Origin of the sequence: Ectopseudomonas khazarica (assembly GCF_004521985.1) — a bacterium.
In the GTDB taxonomy this organism is placed as follows: domain Bacteria; phylum Pseudomonadota; class Gammaproteobacteria; order Pseudomonadales; family Pseudomonadaceae; genus Aquipseudomonas; species Aquipseudomonas khazarica.
Window position 1 is genome coordinate 111099 of record NZ_SBHZ01000004.1, and the last position, 14792, is coordinate 125890.

The following is a 14792-nucleotide window of genomic DNA, read 5'->3' on the forward strand; positions in this document are numbered from 1 at the left end:
GCAATGACGATTAGCGTCAGTTCGACGCGCCTGGCGGAACGATATGAATCCTCGGCAACAGCTCATCTACCTGGCCTTTGGTGCCGAAATTTACCAGCGCGAAGCGATATTCAGCATCGTCTCGTCGCTGTCTCGATGCTCTGATCGCAACTGGGACATCCGGGTATTCACCGATACCCCACGACTCTACACCGACCTCCCCGTGACAACGGCCCCCATCGAAGCACACTGGAGTGGCCCACACCGCTACCACTTCCGCATCAAGCACGCTGTTCTGAGGCACGTACTCCGTGAGCACAGGACCGCAGTACTCGTCGACACCGATACGTTCTTCCACGACTCCCCCGGAAAGCTGTTCGAACGCATCCAGCCAGGCCAGTTACTGTGCAACACGATCGGTTCGCCGCTTATCGACAGCGATCACCCGAAGACATTCAAAGCAGCACTGCTGGGAAAGAACCTGCTGGACTCATCACTGCTCCAGACGAACTCTGGCGTAATTGGCCTGCATTCGAATGACGCACACATACTGGAGCAGTCCATCTCACTGATGGATGAGCTACATACAGAGGCGCGCGATATGTACTCGTTCGAGGAGATCTGCCTCGCAGTTTCAGCCCATGGACGCCTGAGACTGAGCGAATGCCCGGACCTCCTGCATCACTACTGGAGTCGCAAATCCCAGTTCAGGGCCAAGATCAGCGCCTGGTACGAGAAACATCAGAGCGCCCCGCTCAGTGAAGCGGCACTTGGCGACATCCGTAACGTCACGGTACACCTGCCTCGCCCACCACAACCACTACGCGGCCTGCACAAGATCGCCACACTGGCACTACCCGCAGAGCAACGTCAGTTCGCCCGCGAGTCACTCTATGGGTGCTACCGCTACCCGAACGAATTCGACCGCGCCTGCACCACCGTCTGGTGGGAGAAAGCACTGGAAAATGCCGAGCGACGAAAGGGTCACAGGTTCAATGCACACTCATTAAATCGGTGGCTGAACCACCCGGTTTTGCGTACTCTGGCAGGCTCGTTTCATCACGATCTGACTCAACATCTCTGCAAGCTGCGCTCCCAGGGCAGTATTCCCTGAAAGGCTTTACCCTGCGCAAGAACTGAAATACCCACCCTGCCTATATGACCATGCCATCCATGCAAGCCTTGTCGCACACTGCCTTTGAACAACTGGTAGCCAATGCCCAGAGTGTTGAGGAAGACAGCTACGGCCCCAAGGTCTACCTGTTCGACAATGGTGACTACCTGAAGCTATTCAGGCGTAAACGCCTTCTTTCCTCTGCCTTGCTCACCCCTTACTCGGTGCGTTTCTGGCGGAATGCGGAGCGGCTTCAACGTCTGGGCATCCCAACGGTTACGCCGCTGGAGCTCTTCAGACTCCCAAACGCAGGATGGACTGCAGTTCGCTACAGAGCACTGGAGGGAACGACGCTGAAGTCGGTCTACGCACAGGAGCAGGGAATGGATTCGGCCTTGCTCGAACAGCTCGCCGGATTCTTCAGGAACCTGCACAGAAAAGGGGTCTATTTCCGCTCGATGCACCTGGGCAATATCGTTTTGACCCCCAACGGCGCGCTCGGCCTTATCGATATCGCAGACCTGACATTCCAGTCACGCGCCCTGTCGCACAACAAGGCGCGGCGGAACCTGGCTCATTTCGAGCGTTACCTGAAACACAACGGCCTTACCGCAGGATTTCCATTCAACGCCCTGTGCGAAAAAGTTCTGGCGCCCTAGGCGCCAGATGTGACCTCTGGCGCAGCAGCCGTGGCCTTGCGCGTGTTCGATGCCTTGCACAGCACGGCCAGATGAATGGCGATAGGAATCCATATCAGGAACCAGTGTTCCTTGGGCCTCGACATGAAAGAGCCCCCTTCGGTCATTCCCGCCACAAAACCGTAGACCAGCAGAGTCGAGCTGATCAGCACCAGACCAGACCCACGCATGCGCCAGGCACTGAGCAGGCTGTACACGTAAAGGGTCAGCCAAAGCGCCCCCCCAACCAAACCGGTCTGATATATGACACCCAACGTCAGATTATGGGGATCCGCCAGCAACGTATCCGCACCATCCGGCAGTACGATATCGATGCCTGTGCCATAACCATGGCCGAGCCAGAGCACCGGCATGATCTGCTTCCACGTCTCCGCCCAGATGAACGGCCGGTAGGACAGCCCCCTGTCCAGCAAGTCGGCGCCGAAAAACCACACGCCCGTCGCACCGATACCGGCTAATGCCAGCACAAGCCAGAGCCCCCGCCTATCTGCGACCATGACCAGCAACCAGATAAAGCATGCGAACAAGGCCATGAAGGGAGTCCGCGAGCCTGTCAGGAACAGCAACAGGACCAGGGGAACCAGCATCATGAGTTTCAGGGGCCATTGTTTCGCAGAGCTCATGAGCGCCCCCAGCCAAAGGGCGGCAAAAAAACCGTACACATGCGAGGTCAATAACGGGTTGTACAAGGCACCGTAGCCTTCCAGGCGCGGATGTCGGCTATCACCCCAGAGATAAGCAACGATACTGATCAGCGCCGCGAGGGCAGCAACAGCTCCAGCCAGCCCCACGGAATGCACCAGACGCCGCATATCGACATCGCCCAGCGCAGCAACACCCAGAAGCAACATGCAGATGTACAACGGATGCTTGAGTTTCGAGTAGTCAACGTTCCCGGAGTACCAGGCCAGCGACAGCGCGACGTATGCCGAAAAAGCGACAAACAGCCAGAACAGCGGAGCCTGCCGCAAAAAAAGGAATCGGCGCCAGCAGACGAGCGCGACGATAAGGGTCGGCAAGGCGAAGCTCAGATAGTACAACTTGTGATAAAGCGAACGCTCTCCGACCCAGAACATTCCTGTCAGCAGCAATACCAACGCAGCCGGCAGCCAGTACCGAACATACCCCTTGAACAACGATTCACACCACATACGTGAAAGTCCAACCTACGAAACTTGCCTGGCAAACCTGGGCGTCAATTAGGAAAACAACAAGCGCCAAATGCCACGAATGACCTTGGCGTTCCACTTGCGCACTGGCAGCTCGCTCAGCAGTTCTCGTGCGAGAGCCTTGTCCCGGCTCGAGGCCTTGAGAAACATGGAAATCATGTATTTCAATCTGACATCCGCGTAGGCCGGGTGGTCGGAGAACAGCGCATAAGTCTTCTGCATGTTCTCCACCATGAAGCGCAAGTGCTTATACGTGTTGCTCTCGTGCTTGCGGTAATCCGCCAATACGTCCGGAAGAATATCGATGACGTACCCGGCCTTGAGAATACTGAGGCAGATGTACACGTCTTCCAGGCGAATATCCGGATTGAAGCCACCTACGGCCTCCAGAGCCTCACGCCTGAACATGAGGGTAGCCGCTTGCGGCCCAGGCTTAAGATCAAGGAAGTGGTCATCAAAGTTAAGTCGCCGAAAAGGCAGGTGACGCTGTTTCTGCTCCTTGTCCGGCAACGGCATGCCAGAAGCGTCGATGATATCGATATTGGCCGAGCAGATGCCCACTTCAGGCTTGCCCTGCATGTAATCGACCTGAACAGCCAGGCGCTGAGGACGCATGATATCGTCAGAGCCAAAAGGCACGATGAGGCTGCCCTTACTCCTGGCAATCGCCGCATTGAGCGTTCTGCTCAAACCGCTGTTCTGTTGAGCCTGGAAATCGAAGCCATATTCCGCTTGAAGGCGAGTGATGCGCTCGACACTGTCATCACTGGAGCCATCGTCGACCACCAGCAGCTCGAAATTGGCATAGGTCTGCCCCATCACACTGCGAATGCTGGCTTCGATATAGGGTGCGTGATTGTAGGACGCGATGATGACCGAAACGAGTGGCAAATCTCGCTCTGCACAGTCGCGGGGCAACTGATCTGATTCACTCACCGGCACTCTCCATCAACCTATTCAAGAACATTGTCATCACCACTACAGCCGCCGTGTACTGCACGACGGGCCAAAGATGTCACGGAAACAGTACCTAGAAGCCCAGCCACGCCAACCAACCTGCTGGTTGCTCAACGGGCCTGAGTGCCGGCTGCATCACCTCGACGATCTTGCGACCGATCTGATTGAAACCATACTGCGCCTCTGCCGTTGAGCGGCCAGCTTGTGCAATGCGCTGCGCCAGTTCCGGGTCCGATCGTAGCAAGGCCAGTTTTTCCCGCAGCTGCTCCACCGTCCGGAACAGCACGACATTCTGCATGTCGACGAACCCGATGGCCGAGCTTTCCAGCTCACCGTGATCATAGGCGAGCAGCACGCAGCCACAGGCCATGGCCTCGAAGTTCTTGATCATGTATTCGCCCATTCCCACATCCGCACTCACGAAGAAACGAATACGGTTCAGGGTGTCGCAATACTCCTCGCCGGACTTGGTCTTGGTCACGAGCAGATCCTCGTGCCGCCCCAGTTCCTCGAGCAGCGCCTTGCGGCCGCTGTACGCCACACTCTTGGTACTGCCGACGAAACCCAGTTCGATATCGCGCGTTCGGCCTTGATAAGAGAGCAAGGCCTGGTCGTATCCCTTGGGTACGAAACAGGCGTCGAAGCCTTCGTCTCGCAAACGCTGGCTGACCTGGGCGCCCGAGCTGATGATGCGTACCCATGGCATACGCCGGTAGTGAGCACTGAACTTCCCCGTGTACTTGCAAGGGATGTAGTTCTGGTAGGCATCGTGTTCCAGAATCACCACATTGGGCAGGGTACGAATGAAGCGCCATTGACGCATTTCTTTCTTGAACCGCAGAAAGAAAAGAATCCGGTCGTACCGCGAAACATCCACATGCTCGCGGAAGTATCGCTTCAGGTTAGCCTGCTCATCGCTGCTCAGCCAACGGGTGTCGCAACTACTGCACGCATCAGCGATACCGTCATACAGCCGATCCAGTATCGCTCGTTGCTCGGCCTGGACCAGGAAAAGAACGTTCACTGACACACCTCGAAAAACGCTGCTGACAACCTTGATGAGGCCGACGGTTCATGCGGCCCCTCCCCTTTACACACCGGTCTCTCTGCCACCCGGCCAAGAACCACTAAGCACCTACTCCGGGATATCCAGCAGTTGGGCGAGATACTGTCTATGTTGCTTGCTCAACACTCGGCTCCACGGCTGCGCACTCAGGCTCGCGCCTTGAGGAATTGCTTTGCGCCGCAACTCTTCTGCGTATCCGCGACCACAAGCCTCCGCATAGCGATCGGCATGCATCACCGACGCGTAATATGCCAGCTTGGCATGGGAGCGAACCCGGGACGGTAGAAACAGGCTTCGCACTCTGAAGTTCAGGCGATGCCACCACGCAGGTCTCGGCTTGCTCTGCGGAACCTCACGAGAGGCCTGAACCAACGCCTCCGAGAACGTTTCTCCGTGCTGCATGAAGAATGCGCCGACGATGTGGCGCCAGTAGTTCTTGCCGGAGAAATAGTGCTTGAGCACACCGACAGACTCGGCGGGTCTCCCCAGGTGCCTGGCCGCGACGCCCACGGCGAATTGCTCGATGATATGAATGTCAGGAACCATCGGATGCATCTCATCGATCAACGCCAGTGTCTCATCCATGATCCGAGAGGCATCCGCCTGGAATCCCAGCACACCGGAATTGATCAGCAACATGTTCTGATCCACACCGTGACGATCCGCCAGATGAGGCGCCAGCAAATCATGCAGCACCTTGCCTTTGTGCTCTTTCCACACGCCTTCGATCTCGTCCACCAGCCAGGGAGCGTTCGCCAGGCGCTCGAACAGCGTCAACGGCGAGGACGTGAAGAAGGTATCGGTGTCGATGAATATGCTCTGATCCGCATACGCCAGGGCATCACGAATGGCCGCCGCCTTGCGCCGGTGCAGGTAGGACGCTGGTCCGGTCCACTCCTTCAATGTGGCCGCATCGAGTTCGATCACCTCCACCGGCCAGCCAGCGAACTGGGCGGGCTCATCGGTGTAGAGCAGAATCCGCGGACATTTTCCCTGCGCGTGGTAGTAGGCCGAGAGAATGCTGTACTTGGCCTCCCGGTGATACTCAGGCTTCCCGCCATAAACGAGATAAACCAGCTGCCGAGGTTCACGGCTGGGCATTATGCAATCTCCTGCATGAGAAGGCGTACGCTGGGAAGCGACCAGAAATGCGCACACGCAACCTCGTCCGTGAAACAGCGTTGAACCCGAATCACGCCGTCCTGAGCGGAGCCGGAGCGGGATGTCTCGATCAGGCGAGCGCTCAGCACCGCGTCATCGCCAAGGGGGAACAGCGCCTCAGCGGCCCCTACCACCTCTGGAGCCCCACCACACTCCGTTGCCAGCACCGCGACCCTAGCCGCCATCGCCTCCAGCAACACCATGCCGAACGGCTCGTGGTCGGAGGTCAGGGCGAACACGTCGAACGCCTTGAAATAGCGCCGGCCGTTGGCCACCTGGCCAAGAAAGCGCACGGCATCGCCGACACCCAGTTCGGCTGCCAGGGCCTTGAGCTGGGCCTCCAGCCGGCCACTGCCCATGATCGCCAGCAAACTGCCGGCCGGCAGTTGCGGCAATGCCTGGGCGAAGCCGCGAATCAACGTGGCCTGGTCCTTGTCCGGATGCAGGCGACCGACGTTGCCGACCACCCAGGCGTCCGCCGGCAAACCCAGATGCTCACGGGCCTGCTCGCGGCAAACCTGTTCGGCCTGCACGGCCGCGATGTCGATGCGGTTGTACAGGGTCTCGATACGCTCGGCTGGCCAGGAGGGCAGGCAGGCGCGCATGTCGTCGCGTACGGCGTTGGACACGCCGAGCAGGCTCAGGCGCTTGCGCAAGCAGTTGGCGAACAGCTGCCGGGAGCGCCGCTTGTAGTCGCCGAACGCATGGTGCACGCCGATCACCGGCAACGCACTGCCCAGCAGCGCGACGTAGATCGGCTTGAAGCGGTGTGCGATGCACAGGGCGAAGTCGCGCGAGGCCGCGATGCGGCGGAAATCACGGATCGCCCCCAACTTGAGACCACGGACCTGCGCGCTGGAATAGTCGAGGAAGATCACCTCGTCGGAGGCCGAGCCGCGCTCGATCTCGGCCGAAGGCGCGCCGGTCAGGTAGACGGTGCAGACCTTGTACGGCGTGCCCTTGAACAGCACCGCGTATTGCCGCGCGCAATCCAGAAACGGGCCGTCATAGCCGTGACAGAACTGCAGGACCCAGCGCTGCGCCGGGCCCGGGGCCTGTTCAGACGCCGTCATACCAGTCCTTGCCGTCCTTGACCACGAGGATGTCTTCCATGATCAGGTACTGCAGGTCCGAGCCGTAGAACATGTTCAGGGCATCGGTCGGCGAGCAGATCATCGGCTCGCCGCGACGGTTGAGCGAGGTGTTCAGCGATACACCGTTGCCGGTGAGCTTCTCCAGCTCCAGCATCAGGTCGTACCAGCGCGGGTTGTACTGGCGCTCCAGCACCTGGGCACGCGAGGTACCGTCCTCGTGCACCACTTCACCCACACGCTCCTTCCACTCGTCGTTGACCTCGAAGGTGAAGGTCATGAACGGGCTCGGGTGATCGACCTTGAGCATCTTCGCCGCCACGCTGTCGAGCATCGACGGGCAGAAGGGTCTCCAGCGCTCGCGGAACTTGATCTGCTCGTTGATGCGGTCAGCCACGCCCGGCACGCTCGGGCAGCCGATGATCGAACGCCCGCCGAGGGCGCGCGGACCGAACTCCATACGGCCCTGGAACCAGGCCACCGGGTTGCCGTCGACCATGATCCGGGCGATGCGCTCCGGGGTGTTGTCGATGCGCTTGAATACCGGCTGGTGCGGGTGCCTGGCGCAGGCGGCGATGACGTCTTCGTTGGAATAGGAGGGGCCGAGGTAGACGTGCTCCATCTTCTCCACCGGCACGCCACGCTGGTTCGACACGTAAGCTGCCGCACCGACGGCGGTCCCCGCGTCGCCGGAAGCCGGCTGCACAAACAGCTCCTTGACGTCGTCGCGGGCGATGATCTTCTGGTTCAGCTTGACGTTCAGCGCGCAGCCACCGGCGAAGGCGATCTTGCCGGTTTCCTTGAGGATGTCGCCGAGGTAGTGCTCCATCATCTGCAGCGCCAGCTTCTCGAACAGCGCCTGCATGCTGGCGGCATAATGGATGTAGGGGTCGTCGGCGATGTCGCCCTCACGCTTCGGCCCGAGCCACTCGATCAGCTTGGGCGAGAAGTAGTAGCCCTTGCCGTTTTCCTTGTAGCGGCGGAAACCGATGACGTTGGCGTACTCGGTGTTGATGATCAGCTCGCCGTTCTCGAACTTGGCCAGGCGCGAGAAATCGTACTTGGCGGCATCGCCGTAGGGCGCCATGCCCATGACCTTGAACTCGCCGTCGAGCATCTCGAAACCGAGGTATTCGGTGATCGCGCCATACAGGCCGCCGAGCGAGTCCGGATCGAAGAACTCCTTGATCTTGTGGATCTTGCCGTTCTCGCCGTAGCCGAAGAAGGTGGTGGCGTACTCGCCCTTGCCATCGATGCCGAGGATCGCGGTCTTTTCCGTGAAACCCGAGCAGTGGTAGGCACTGGAGGCGTGCGCCAGGTGGTGCTCGACCGGCTCGATCTTGACCTTCTTCAGATCGAAGCCGAGCTGCACCAGGCACCACTCGATACGCTTCTTGTAGCGCTTGTAGCGGCGGTTGCCGAACAGGATCGCATCGAGGGCGCGATCCGGCGCGTAGGCGTAGCGCTTGGCGTACTGCCAGCGAGCCTTCTCGAAGATGCTGATGGGGGCGAAGGGAATGGCCACCACATCGACGTCAGAGGGCTTGATACCCGCCTGTTCCAGACAGAACTTGGCCGACTCGTAGGGCATGCGGTTCTTCGCATGCTTGTCGCGCACGAAGCGCTCCTCTTCCACCGCCGCGATCAGTTTGCCGTCGATGTACAGCGCGGCGGAGGGATCGTGACTGAGGGCGCCGGACAGGCCGAGAATGGTCAATGCCACAGGTTTGAGCCTCTAATTCGGGCAGGTGCCTGGCACCTGCGGTAAACGTTGGTCGAGCAACTGGTGCAAGGCGGAGTCCGCCGGCCAGTTGCGCAGGAAACGGGCGCGGTCGCGGGCATAGGCCCGAGCGAAGCTGCGCGCACTGCGATGCTGACGCATGGCATCCAGGTCGATCAGCGACCAGGCGCCCTGCACCTCATCCCAGAACAGGTTGTGCCCCTTGAAATCACCATGGCTGATGCGTTCACGCAGCATCGCCGCGAACAGTCGATCCAGCGCCAGCAGCTCGATTTCCGGGGGCGTTGCCTGCTGATATGCCTCGAAACGCGCGATTATATCCTGCCCACCACAATAGTCGGTAATCAGGTACGCACGTCCACGCAGCCAGCACCAGCGGCGCTCGATTACCGCCAGCGGCGTCGGCGTGACGATGCCCAGCAACTGCAGGCGATTGCCTTCGCGCCAGCTGTGCCAGGCTCGGCTCGGACGCCAGAAGCGCTTGAACCAGTGCAGCAGGTTCTTCACGTTGTAGCGCTTGACCACCAGCGGCCTGCCATCGACATCGACGCGCGCCACCGTGGCCGCGCCACCCGTCTTGTAGATATGCCCGCCCTCGATGCGCGCATCCAGCTCGGCCAGCAGCGGCTGCAGGGCCGGCTCGGCCTCACGACGCAGCACGCGCAGGCCGAAGGCGCCAATGCGCGCGGTGAACAGGCTGCACTCACGCGCCGCCTTTCTCAGGTAGTCACGCAGGCGCCAGCGGCGCACCTTGGCCACCTCGGCCTGGAGCATCTCCAGCGGCAGCGCGTGTTCGCCATTGGCCAGCAGGTAATGGATCAGCAGCTCCTCGAGGCAGGGCTCCAGCTCGGCTGGCAACTGGGCGAAGAACACTCCCAGGTTCTCCAGCACACGCGCCCGCGACAGCGGCTGGCCAGGCGTCTCGGCGCATACCCCGCCACCGTCGATCAGGTACAGGCTGCCGTCATGACGCAACAGGTTGTCCAGATGCAGGTCGGCCTGCCACAGGCCTTGCGCATGCAGGCTGCCGACCGTCGCCAGCGCCTCCCCCAGCACCGCCTGCTGCGCATCCGTCAGCAGTGGTTCGGCGGCGACGGCCTGCCAGGCCGACCAAAGGCTTTGCGCCCCCGAGAGATACTCGAACAGCAACCAGCCGCCCTGCCCCTCGACGAAGCCATGCGCCAGCAGCGCCGGCGTCGGCAGCCCCTGCCCGGCCAGCAGGCGGGCGCCATCCAGCTCGCGCTGATAATGGCGCTGCGCGCGACCGCCAACCAGCAGCTTGGCCAGCACCTCGCGCCCTTGCCAGGTGGCCACGCCCACGTAGCGCTGGCCCGGCAGCACCCGCAGCCACTCGCTCACCTGCACGGTGGTATCGGCCATCTGCACCTGCAGCGGCAGTGCCGGCGTACGCCCAGCCTGGCTCAGGTCCCGCAGCGACATCAGCGTGCCTCCTTGTAGCGCTTGCGCGCTTCCAGCTGATGCCACCAGGTGTCTACGCTGTCACTGTGGCCCAGGTACGCCGCCAGCAGGGTGCGGACGTTCGCCTCGCTCCAGACGCTCGCGCGACGCAGCAGCGGTTCCAGGTCCTTGATCCGGTCGCGGCGGCCGAAAAGCAACGGGCGGGTCTTCTCCAGATCGATCAGTTGCGCCTCGAAACCGCCCCCCTGCTCACGCAAGAAGATGTGCTTGGGGTAGAAGCAGCCATGCATCTGCCCTGCCCGGTGCAGGACGCCCGCCAGGTCGCCCGTGGCCCGCAGGATCGCATTCTGCTGCGCCGCACCCAGCGTCGGCCATTGCGCCAGCCAGCTGTCCAGATCCTGCCAGCCGTCCAGCGCACGCGTCAGCAAGATCGCGCGGCGCTCGCCGGGCATGCGCCGCTCGCCGAAGAAGGCGGCCTGCAACGCCGGAATCGCCAGCTCGGCGTAACGACGGATGTTGCGGAACTCACGGGCGAAGGTCGGCTCTCCCCATGGATGCAGGACGCTGCGCGTCAGGTGGTTGCTCTGCCGCTTGAGGTAGAACGCCCGCTCACCCAGGTCCAACCGATAGACGCTGCTCCAGCCGCCCCGCTCGGTGTTCGGTTCATCCACGGCCTCCAGCTTCAACGCCCAGAGTGCATCGAAACTGGCCAGACCATGCTGCTCGAGCAGCGCGCGATCCTGCTGCGAGACGAAATCCGTCATTCCCTACCCTCGAAAAATTTCAGCACCTGACGCAGGCGCCGCTTGTCGCGTGCGCCGAGGCGGTCACGGCCACGGTACTGCAGATAGAAACGCAGGCGCTGCGTTCGCGACAGCACGCGCTTGGCTACCTTGTCGAGGCAGGCCAGGTCCTTGACGATGCGATAGCGCAGCAGGGGGCCCCACCAGAAGCTGCCGGTGGGACAGTCGATGAAGAACAGCTCGGCCTTCTCGTTGACCAGCAGGTTGCGCCACTTCAGGTCATTGTGGGTGAAGTGGTGATCGTGCAACGTCCGCGTGCCCTTGGCCAGCTGTCGGCTGACGCGCATGACCCAGTCAGGGTCGGCCAGACGCTCGTCCTCACGATTGGCAAGCTCGGCAAGGTCAAGGGTGCCTTCCAGCTCGCGCGTCACCAGCGCCCCCCGCACGAAGGCACCAGCATTCCTCTCAAGCCCGTAGGCAACTATGGGAGCCGTCGGGATACCCCACTTGGCGAACAGCTTCAGGTTCTGCCATTCCGCCTTGACCCGCGGCCGCCCAAGATAGCGACGCAACCCCTTTCCGGCGCCCCAATATCGCTTGACGTAATAACGCACGCCTTCGCGCTCGATCCGGATGACTTCCGATAGAGGGTCCTTGGTGAGCCGCTCCCCCTGCAGAGCGAACACAGCCTCGAGCGAGCCAAAGGCCGCCAGCAGAATCGGCTCATTCACGTGATGCTTCCACGCCGACATAACTAGCAACCCCTCACATCGGCGAGCGCACTCAAGATACGTCGCAAGGGAATGAAAGGCCGCCAGACCGTATTACCCATCCACTTGAAACTGATCACTGGATTGATGACCTGGTTGAGATCGTTGAAACCGGGACGCCAGGTGAAATCGTTACGACGACGCGTGATGGTGAATGTGCGCAGCCCAAGAAGCGAGCCAAGATGCCCGCCCCCCGAATCGTTACTGATGACCACGGAGCAGGTGCGCAGATAGTCGACCAGCCCTTTGAGGTCGGCGAATGCATGCACCGTGCAGCCCGGATACTGCGCGCTCAACGCCTGTTGCTCCGGCGGAATGCCGACGAACTCCACCTGCCAGCCCTTCACTGCCAGGTGTCGGGCCAGGCGCCTGAAGCCGGAGGTCGAGAAATTCTTGCTGACATGGGGAGTGGTCGGGAAGATCGCCACGCGGCGCTCGGCATCATCCGCGGGTTTCGGCAATGCCTGAAACCCGGTGATCGGCGCTGCCAGATCCAAACCCAGAATTTCTTCGGCGTACAGATCGATCCACTGCACCATCGTCTTGCCTGCCTTGGGGTTGCGGCAGATCACGTTGTGCGCCCCGGGGATCACCTGCCCCCTGAGCGATACCGGCTGCTCCTCTGGCTTGAACTGGCGCGGCAGTTTCTTGCCGGCCAGGTAGGCAACGTTATCCAGCTTCGTTTCCACCAGCCAATCGACAGCGCAGATCACCAGATCATTGCACGCTGCCAAGCCGACAACGTCTGGCGGTGCATCACCAGCCACGATCAGGCCTGGCAGATATTCACGTATCGAAGCCAGCGAAACGGAGGCCAAGGTGATCTGCGCACCAGCGGCCTGCAGGCGCCAGGCCAGGCGCAGGAACAACGTGGTATCCCCCAGTGCCGGGCACGGCACAAGCGCGACCTTCATCCCCGGGACGATCAATGTCTTTCTATCCGACATCTACAGTCGATCTCCATAGCGCTGCTTGCGCTCATACAGTTTCGCCGCCTTGCGCTCCAGCCAGGCGAGCAGGCGCGCTTCGTCGCGCAGCACCTGGCGCAGCGGGCGCTGGAAGTAGGTGCGCAGGAAGCGCAGCTTGTCGCGGCGGGTCAGGCCGATGTCCAGGGCCGAGAAATACAGGGCAGCCAGGTCCTTGTCGCGCCAGCGGCGCGGGGTTCGCTCGCGCACCTGGGCACGATGCAGATCGATGACCGACAGGCGCAGGTCACCCGCCTGGATCGGCCGGTCGGTGTGCAACAGGAAGTGGCAGATATAGCAGTCGCGGTGATTGACCCCGGCACGGTGCATGGTACCGGTCATCTGCGCCACTTCGCGGATCAGCGCCCACTTGAGTTCGGGCCGGGGTGGCTGCTGCGCCCAGTTGAGGCTGAGCTGCTCCAGATCCACGGTCGGCGCCAGCTCCTCGGTGATGATGAACGAGTGCTGGCGCGCCGGGTTGCTGCCGCGCTCACCGTAGGCCACCGCCGTCATGGTCGCCACGCCGGCTTCGCCGAGGCGCTGGATCGCCTGCCACTCCTGAGCGGCGCCCAGTACGGGGGCCTTGGCGGTCAGCAGGTTCTTGACGATCTCGCCCCAACCGATGCCGCGATGAATCTTGACGAAATAACCGCGGCCGTCGACTTCGGTGCGCAGCGTACGGCGCCCCTCCAGCTCGCGGTAGACCTGCCCCTGCAGCGCCTCGACGGCAGCGAAGGCGTCACGGTTCGCCCACAGGCGCTTGAAGGGTTCGGCGAGAATCAGCTTCACGGGCACCTCGGGGCCAGGATCACATCCGCAGCCTTCTGCGGCATGGAATAGAGGTCGGCACTGTCGGCATAGGCCAGGCCGTTGCGCCCCCAGAACGCGCGGCGCTCGGGGTCGGCCAGCATGTCGGCCAGGGTGCGATTGAGGCGTTCCTGCTCGAAGGGGCTGGGCAGCACCCGCCCGCAATCGGCCTCGGCGATGTAGTGGGCGTAGCCACAGACATCGGTGACCAGCACCGGCAGACCGGAAACCAGCGCCTCCAGCAGCACGGTGCCGGTGTTCTCGTTGTAGGCCGGATGGATCAGCAGGTCGGCACCGAGCAGGAAGCGCGGGATGTCGCTGCGCCCCTTGAGTATCTGCACCTGGTCGGACAGGCCCAGGGCCTTGACCTGCAGCAGGAAGGGCTTGGGGTCGTCCTGGCCGATGGCGATCAGCCGGGTGCGCTTGCGCAGCTCCCGCGGCAGCGCGGCCAGCGCCTTGAGGCTGCGGTCCAGGCCCTTGGTCTTGAACCCCGAACCGATCTGCACCAGCAGCAGGTCGTCGTCGCCCAGCTGAAACTCGCGGCGGAAGTCCGCACGCATCTCGGCGGCGTTCGCCGGCGCCCGGCGATCCTGGGCAATACCGGGTGGCAGCAGGTGGAAACGCTGCAGCGGGGTCTTGTAGTGCTTGATGAACAGGGGCTGCTGCACCTCGGAGATCATCAGAATCTCGGTCTTCGACTCCGGCGCGAATACCGCGCGTTCGTAGTCGGCGAAGTGCTTGTAGCGCCCCCAGCGCCGGTAGATCGGATTGCGCAGGGTCTGCGCCTTGTCCTCGAAGCAACCATCGGCGGCGTAGTAGACGTCCAGCCCCGGCATCTTGTTGAAACCGATCACCCGGTCGACCGGATCACGCGCCAGGTCGGCCTGCAGCCAGGCGCTGAATTTCTCGTTGCGACGGTGGTTGAACAGTGCCCGCACCGGCGCCACGCGCACGTCGAAGCCTGCGGGAGTGTCGCCTTCCCAGATCGGGGTGTAGACACGAATGGCGTGGCCGCGCGCCTGGCACTCCAGGGCGATGCGCATGAAGTCACGCTGAAGCCCGCCGAACGGGAAGTACTTGTAGAGAACGAAGGCCAGCTGCATAGCCGCTCC

Annotated in this window: 14 protein-coding genes; 2 read left to right on the top strand and 12 right to left on the bottom strand. The window is 61.8% G+C overall.

Annotated features, from left to right (window positions below; translation table 11 throughout):
* The first annotated feature begins 43 nt into the window (after positions 1–43).
* A complete protein-coding gene (locus EPK82_RS06150; protein WP_134676047.1) occupies positions 44–1093 on the top strand; it encodes a hypothetical protein in 1050 nt (349 codons plus the stop codon).
* Between the two features lie 59 nt (positions 1094–1152).
* Complete coding sequence (locus EPK82_RS06155) at positions 1153–1752, top strand: lipopolysaccharide kinase InaA family protein (RefSeq protein ID WP_244229856.1); 600 nt, start codon at positions 1153–1155, stop codon at positions 1750–1752.
* Here the strand turns inward: EPK82_RS06155 and EPK82_RS06160 are convergent.
* The 12 genes from EPK82_RS06160 to EPK82_RS06215 all read right to left on the bottom strand — a co-directional run bounded on the left by EPK82_RS06160 (position 1749) and on the right by EPK82_RS06215 (position 14783).
* On the bottom strand, positions 1749–2927 hold the full coding sequence (locus tag EPK82_RS06160; RefSeq protein WP_167494327.1) for an O-antigen ligase family protein: 1179 nt from the start codon (positions 2925–2927) through the stop codon (positions 1749–1751). The genes EPK82_RS06155 and EPK82_RS06160 overlap by 4 nt on opposite strands.
* A gap of 63 nt (positions 2928–2990) precedes the next feature.
* Positions 2991–3896 (bottom strand): glycosyltransferase family 2 protein, encoded by a 906-nt coding sequence (locus EPK82_RS06165; RefSeq protein WP_279634971.1) that lies wholly within the window; start codon positions 3894–3896, stop codon positions 2991–2993.
* A 94-nt stretch (positions 3897–3990) separates the two neighbouring features.
* Positions 3991–4941: a glycosyltransferase gene (locus EPK82_RS06170; protein ID WP_134676049.1), complete on the bottom strand. Its 951-nt coding sequence runs from the start codon at positions 4939–4941 to the stop codon at positions 3991–3993.
* Positions 4942–5052: 111 nt separating this feature from the next.
* Positions 5053–6084 (bottom strand): hypothetical protein, encoded by a 1032-nt coding sequence (locus EPK82_RS06175; protein WP_134676050.1) that lies wholly within the window; start codon positions 6082–6084, stop codon positions 5053–5055.
* Positions 6084–7217: a glycosyltransferase gene (locus tag EPK82_RS06180; protein WP_134676051.1), complete on the bottom strand. Its 1134-nt coding sequence runs from the start codon at positions 7215–7217 to the stop codon at positions 6084–6086. Before EPK82_RS06180 ends, EPK82_RS06175 begins: the two co-directional genes overlap by 1 nt.
* Positions 7204–8958 carry a carbamoyltransferase family protein gene (locus tag EPK82_RS06185; protein WP_134676052.1) on the bottom strand — a complete coding sequence of 585 codons (1755 nt, stop codon included), beginning with the start codon at positions 8956–8958 and terminating at the stop codon, positions 7204–7206. The genes EPK82_RS06180 and EPK82_RS06185 overlap by 14 nt, the downstream gene beginning before the upstream one ends.
* A gap of 12 nt (positions 8959–8970) precedes the next feature.
* Positions 8971–10416, bottom strand: a complete 1446-nt coding sequence (locus tag EPK82_RS06190; RefSeq protein WP_134676053.1) for a lipopolysaccharide kinase InaA family protein — start codon at positions 10414–10416, stop codon at positions 8971–8973.
* On the bottom strand, positions 10416–11159 hold the full coding sequence (locus EPK82_RS06195; protein ID WP_134676054.1) for a lipopolysaccharide kinase InaA family protein: 744 nt from the start codon (positions 11157–11159) through the stop codon (positions 10416–10418). Before EPK82_RS06195 ends, EPK82_RS06190 begins: the two co-directional genes overlap by 1 nt.
* Positions 11156–11890, bottom strand: coding sequence for a lipopolysaccharide kinase InaA family protein (locus tag EPK82_RS06200; RefSeq protein WP_037054907.1), 735 nt, complete (start codon positions 11888–11890; stop codon positions 11156–11158). The genes EPK82_RS06195 and EPK82_RS06200 overlap by 4 nt, the downstream gene beginning before the upstream one ends.
* Before the next feature lie 2 nt (positions 11891–11892).
* Positions 11893–12855, bottom strand: coding sequence for a glycosyltransferase family 9 protein (locus EPK82_RS06205; RefSeq protein ID WP_134676055.1), 963 nt, complete (start codon positions 12853–12855; stop codon positions 11893–11895).
* On the bottom strand, positions 12856–13662 hold the full coding sequence (gene rfaP, locus EPK82_RS06210; protein ID WP_134676056.1) for a lipopolysaccharide core heptose(I) kinase RfaP: 807 nt from the start codon (positions 13660–13662) through the stop codon (positions 12856–12858).
* Positions 13659–14783 carry a glycosyltransferase family 4 protein gene (locus EPK82_RS06215; RefSeq protein ID WP_134676057.1) on the bottom strand — a complete coding sequence of 375 codons (1125 nt, stop codon included), beginning with the start codon at positions 14781–14783 and terminating at the stop codon, positions 13659–13661. Before EPK82_RS06215 ends, rfaP begins: the two co-directional genes overlap by 4 nt.
* Between the last annotated feature and the right edge of the window lie 9 nt (positions 14784–14792).

Bases quoted from the DNA above. Each gene is read 5' to 3' on its own strand.
- EPK82_RS06155 (WP_244229856.1), top strand. From the start codon at position 1,153: ATGCAAGCCTTGTCGCACACTGCCTTTGAACAACTGGTAGCCAATGCC.
- EPK82_RS06195 (WP_134676054.1), bottom strand. From the start codon at position 11,159: ATGACGGATTTCGTCTCGCAGCAGGATCGCGCGCTGCTCGAGCAGCAT.
- EPK82_RS06150 (WP_134676047.1), top strand. From the start codon at position 44: ATGAATCCTCGGCAACAGCTCATCTACCTGGCCTTTGGTGCCGAAATT.
- EPK82_RS06215 (WP_134676057.1), bottom strand. From the start codon at position 14,783: ATGCAGCTGGCCTTCGTTCTCTACAAGTACTTCCCGTTCGGCGGGCTT.
- EPK82_RS06180 (WP_134676051.1), bottom strand. From the start codon at position 7,217: ATGACGGCGTCTGAACAGGCCCCGGGCCCGGCGCAGCGCTGGGTCCTG.
- EPK82_RS06200 (WP_037054907.1), bottom strand. From the start codon at position 11,890: ATGTCGGCGTGGAAGCATCACGTGAATGAGCCGATTCTGCTGGCGGCC.
- EPK82_RS06190 (WP_134676053.1), bottom strand. From the start codon at position 10,416: ATGTCGCTGCGGGACCTGAGCCAGGCTGGGCGTACGCCGGCACTGCCG.
- EPK82_RS06175 (WP_134676050.1), bottom strand. From the start codon at position 6,084: ATGCCCAGCCGTGAACCTCGGCAGCTGGTTTATCTCGTTTATGGCGGG.
- EPK82_RS06205 (WP_134676055.1), bottom strand. From the start codon at position 12,855: ATGTCGGATAGAAAGACATTGATCGTCCCGGGGATGAAGGTCGCGCTT.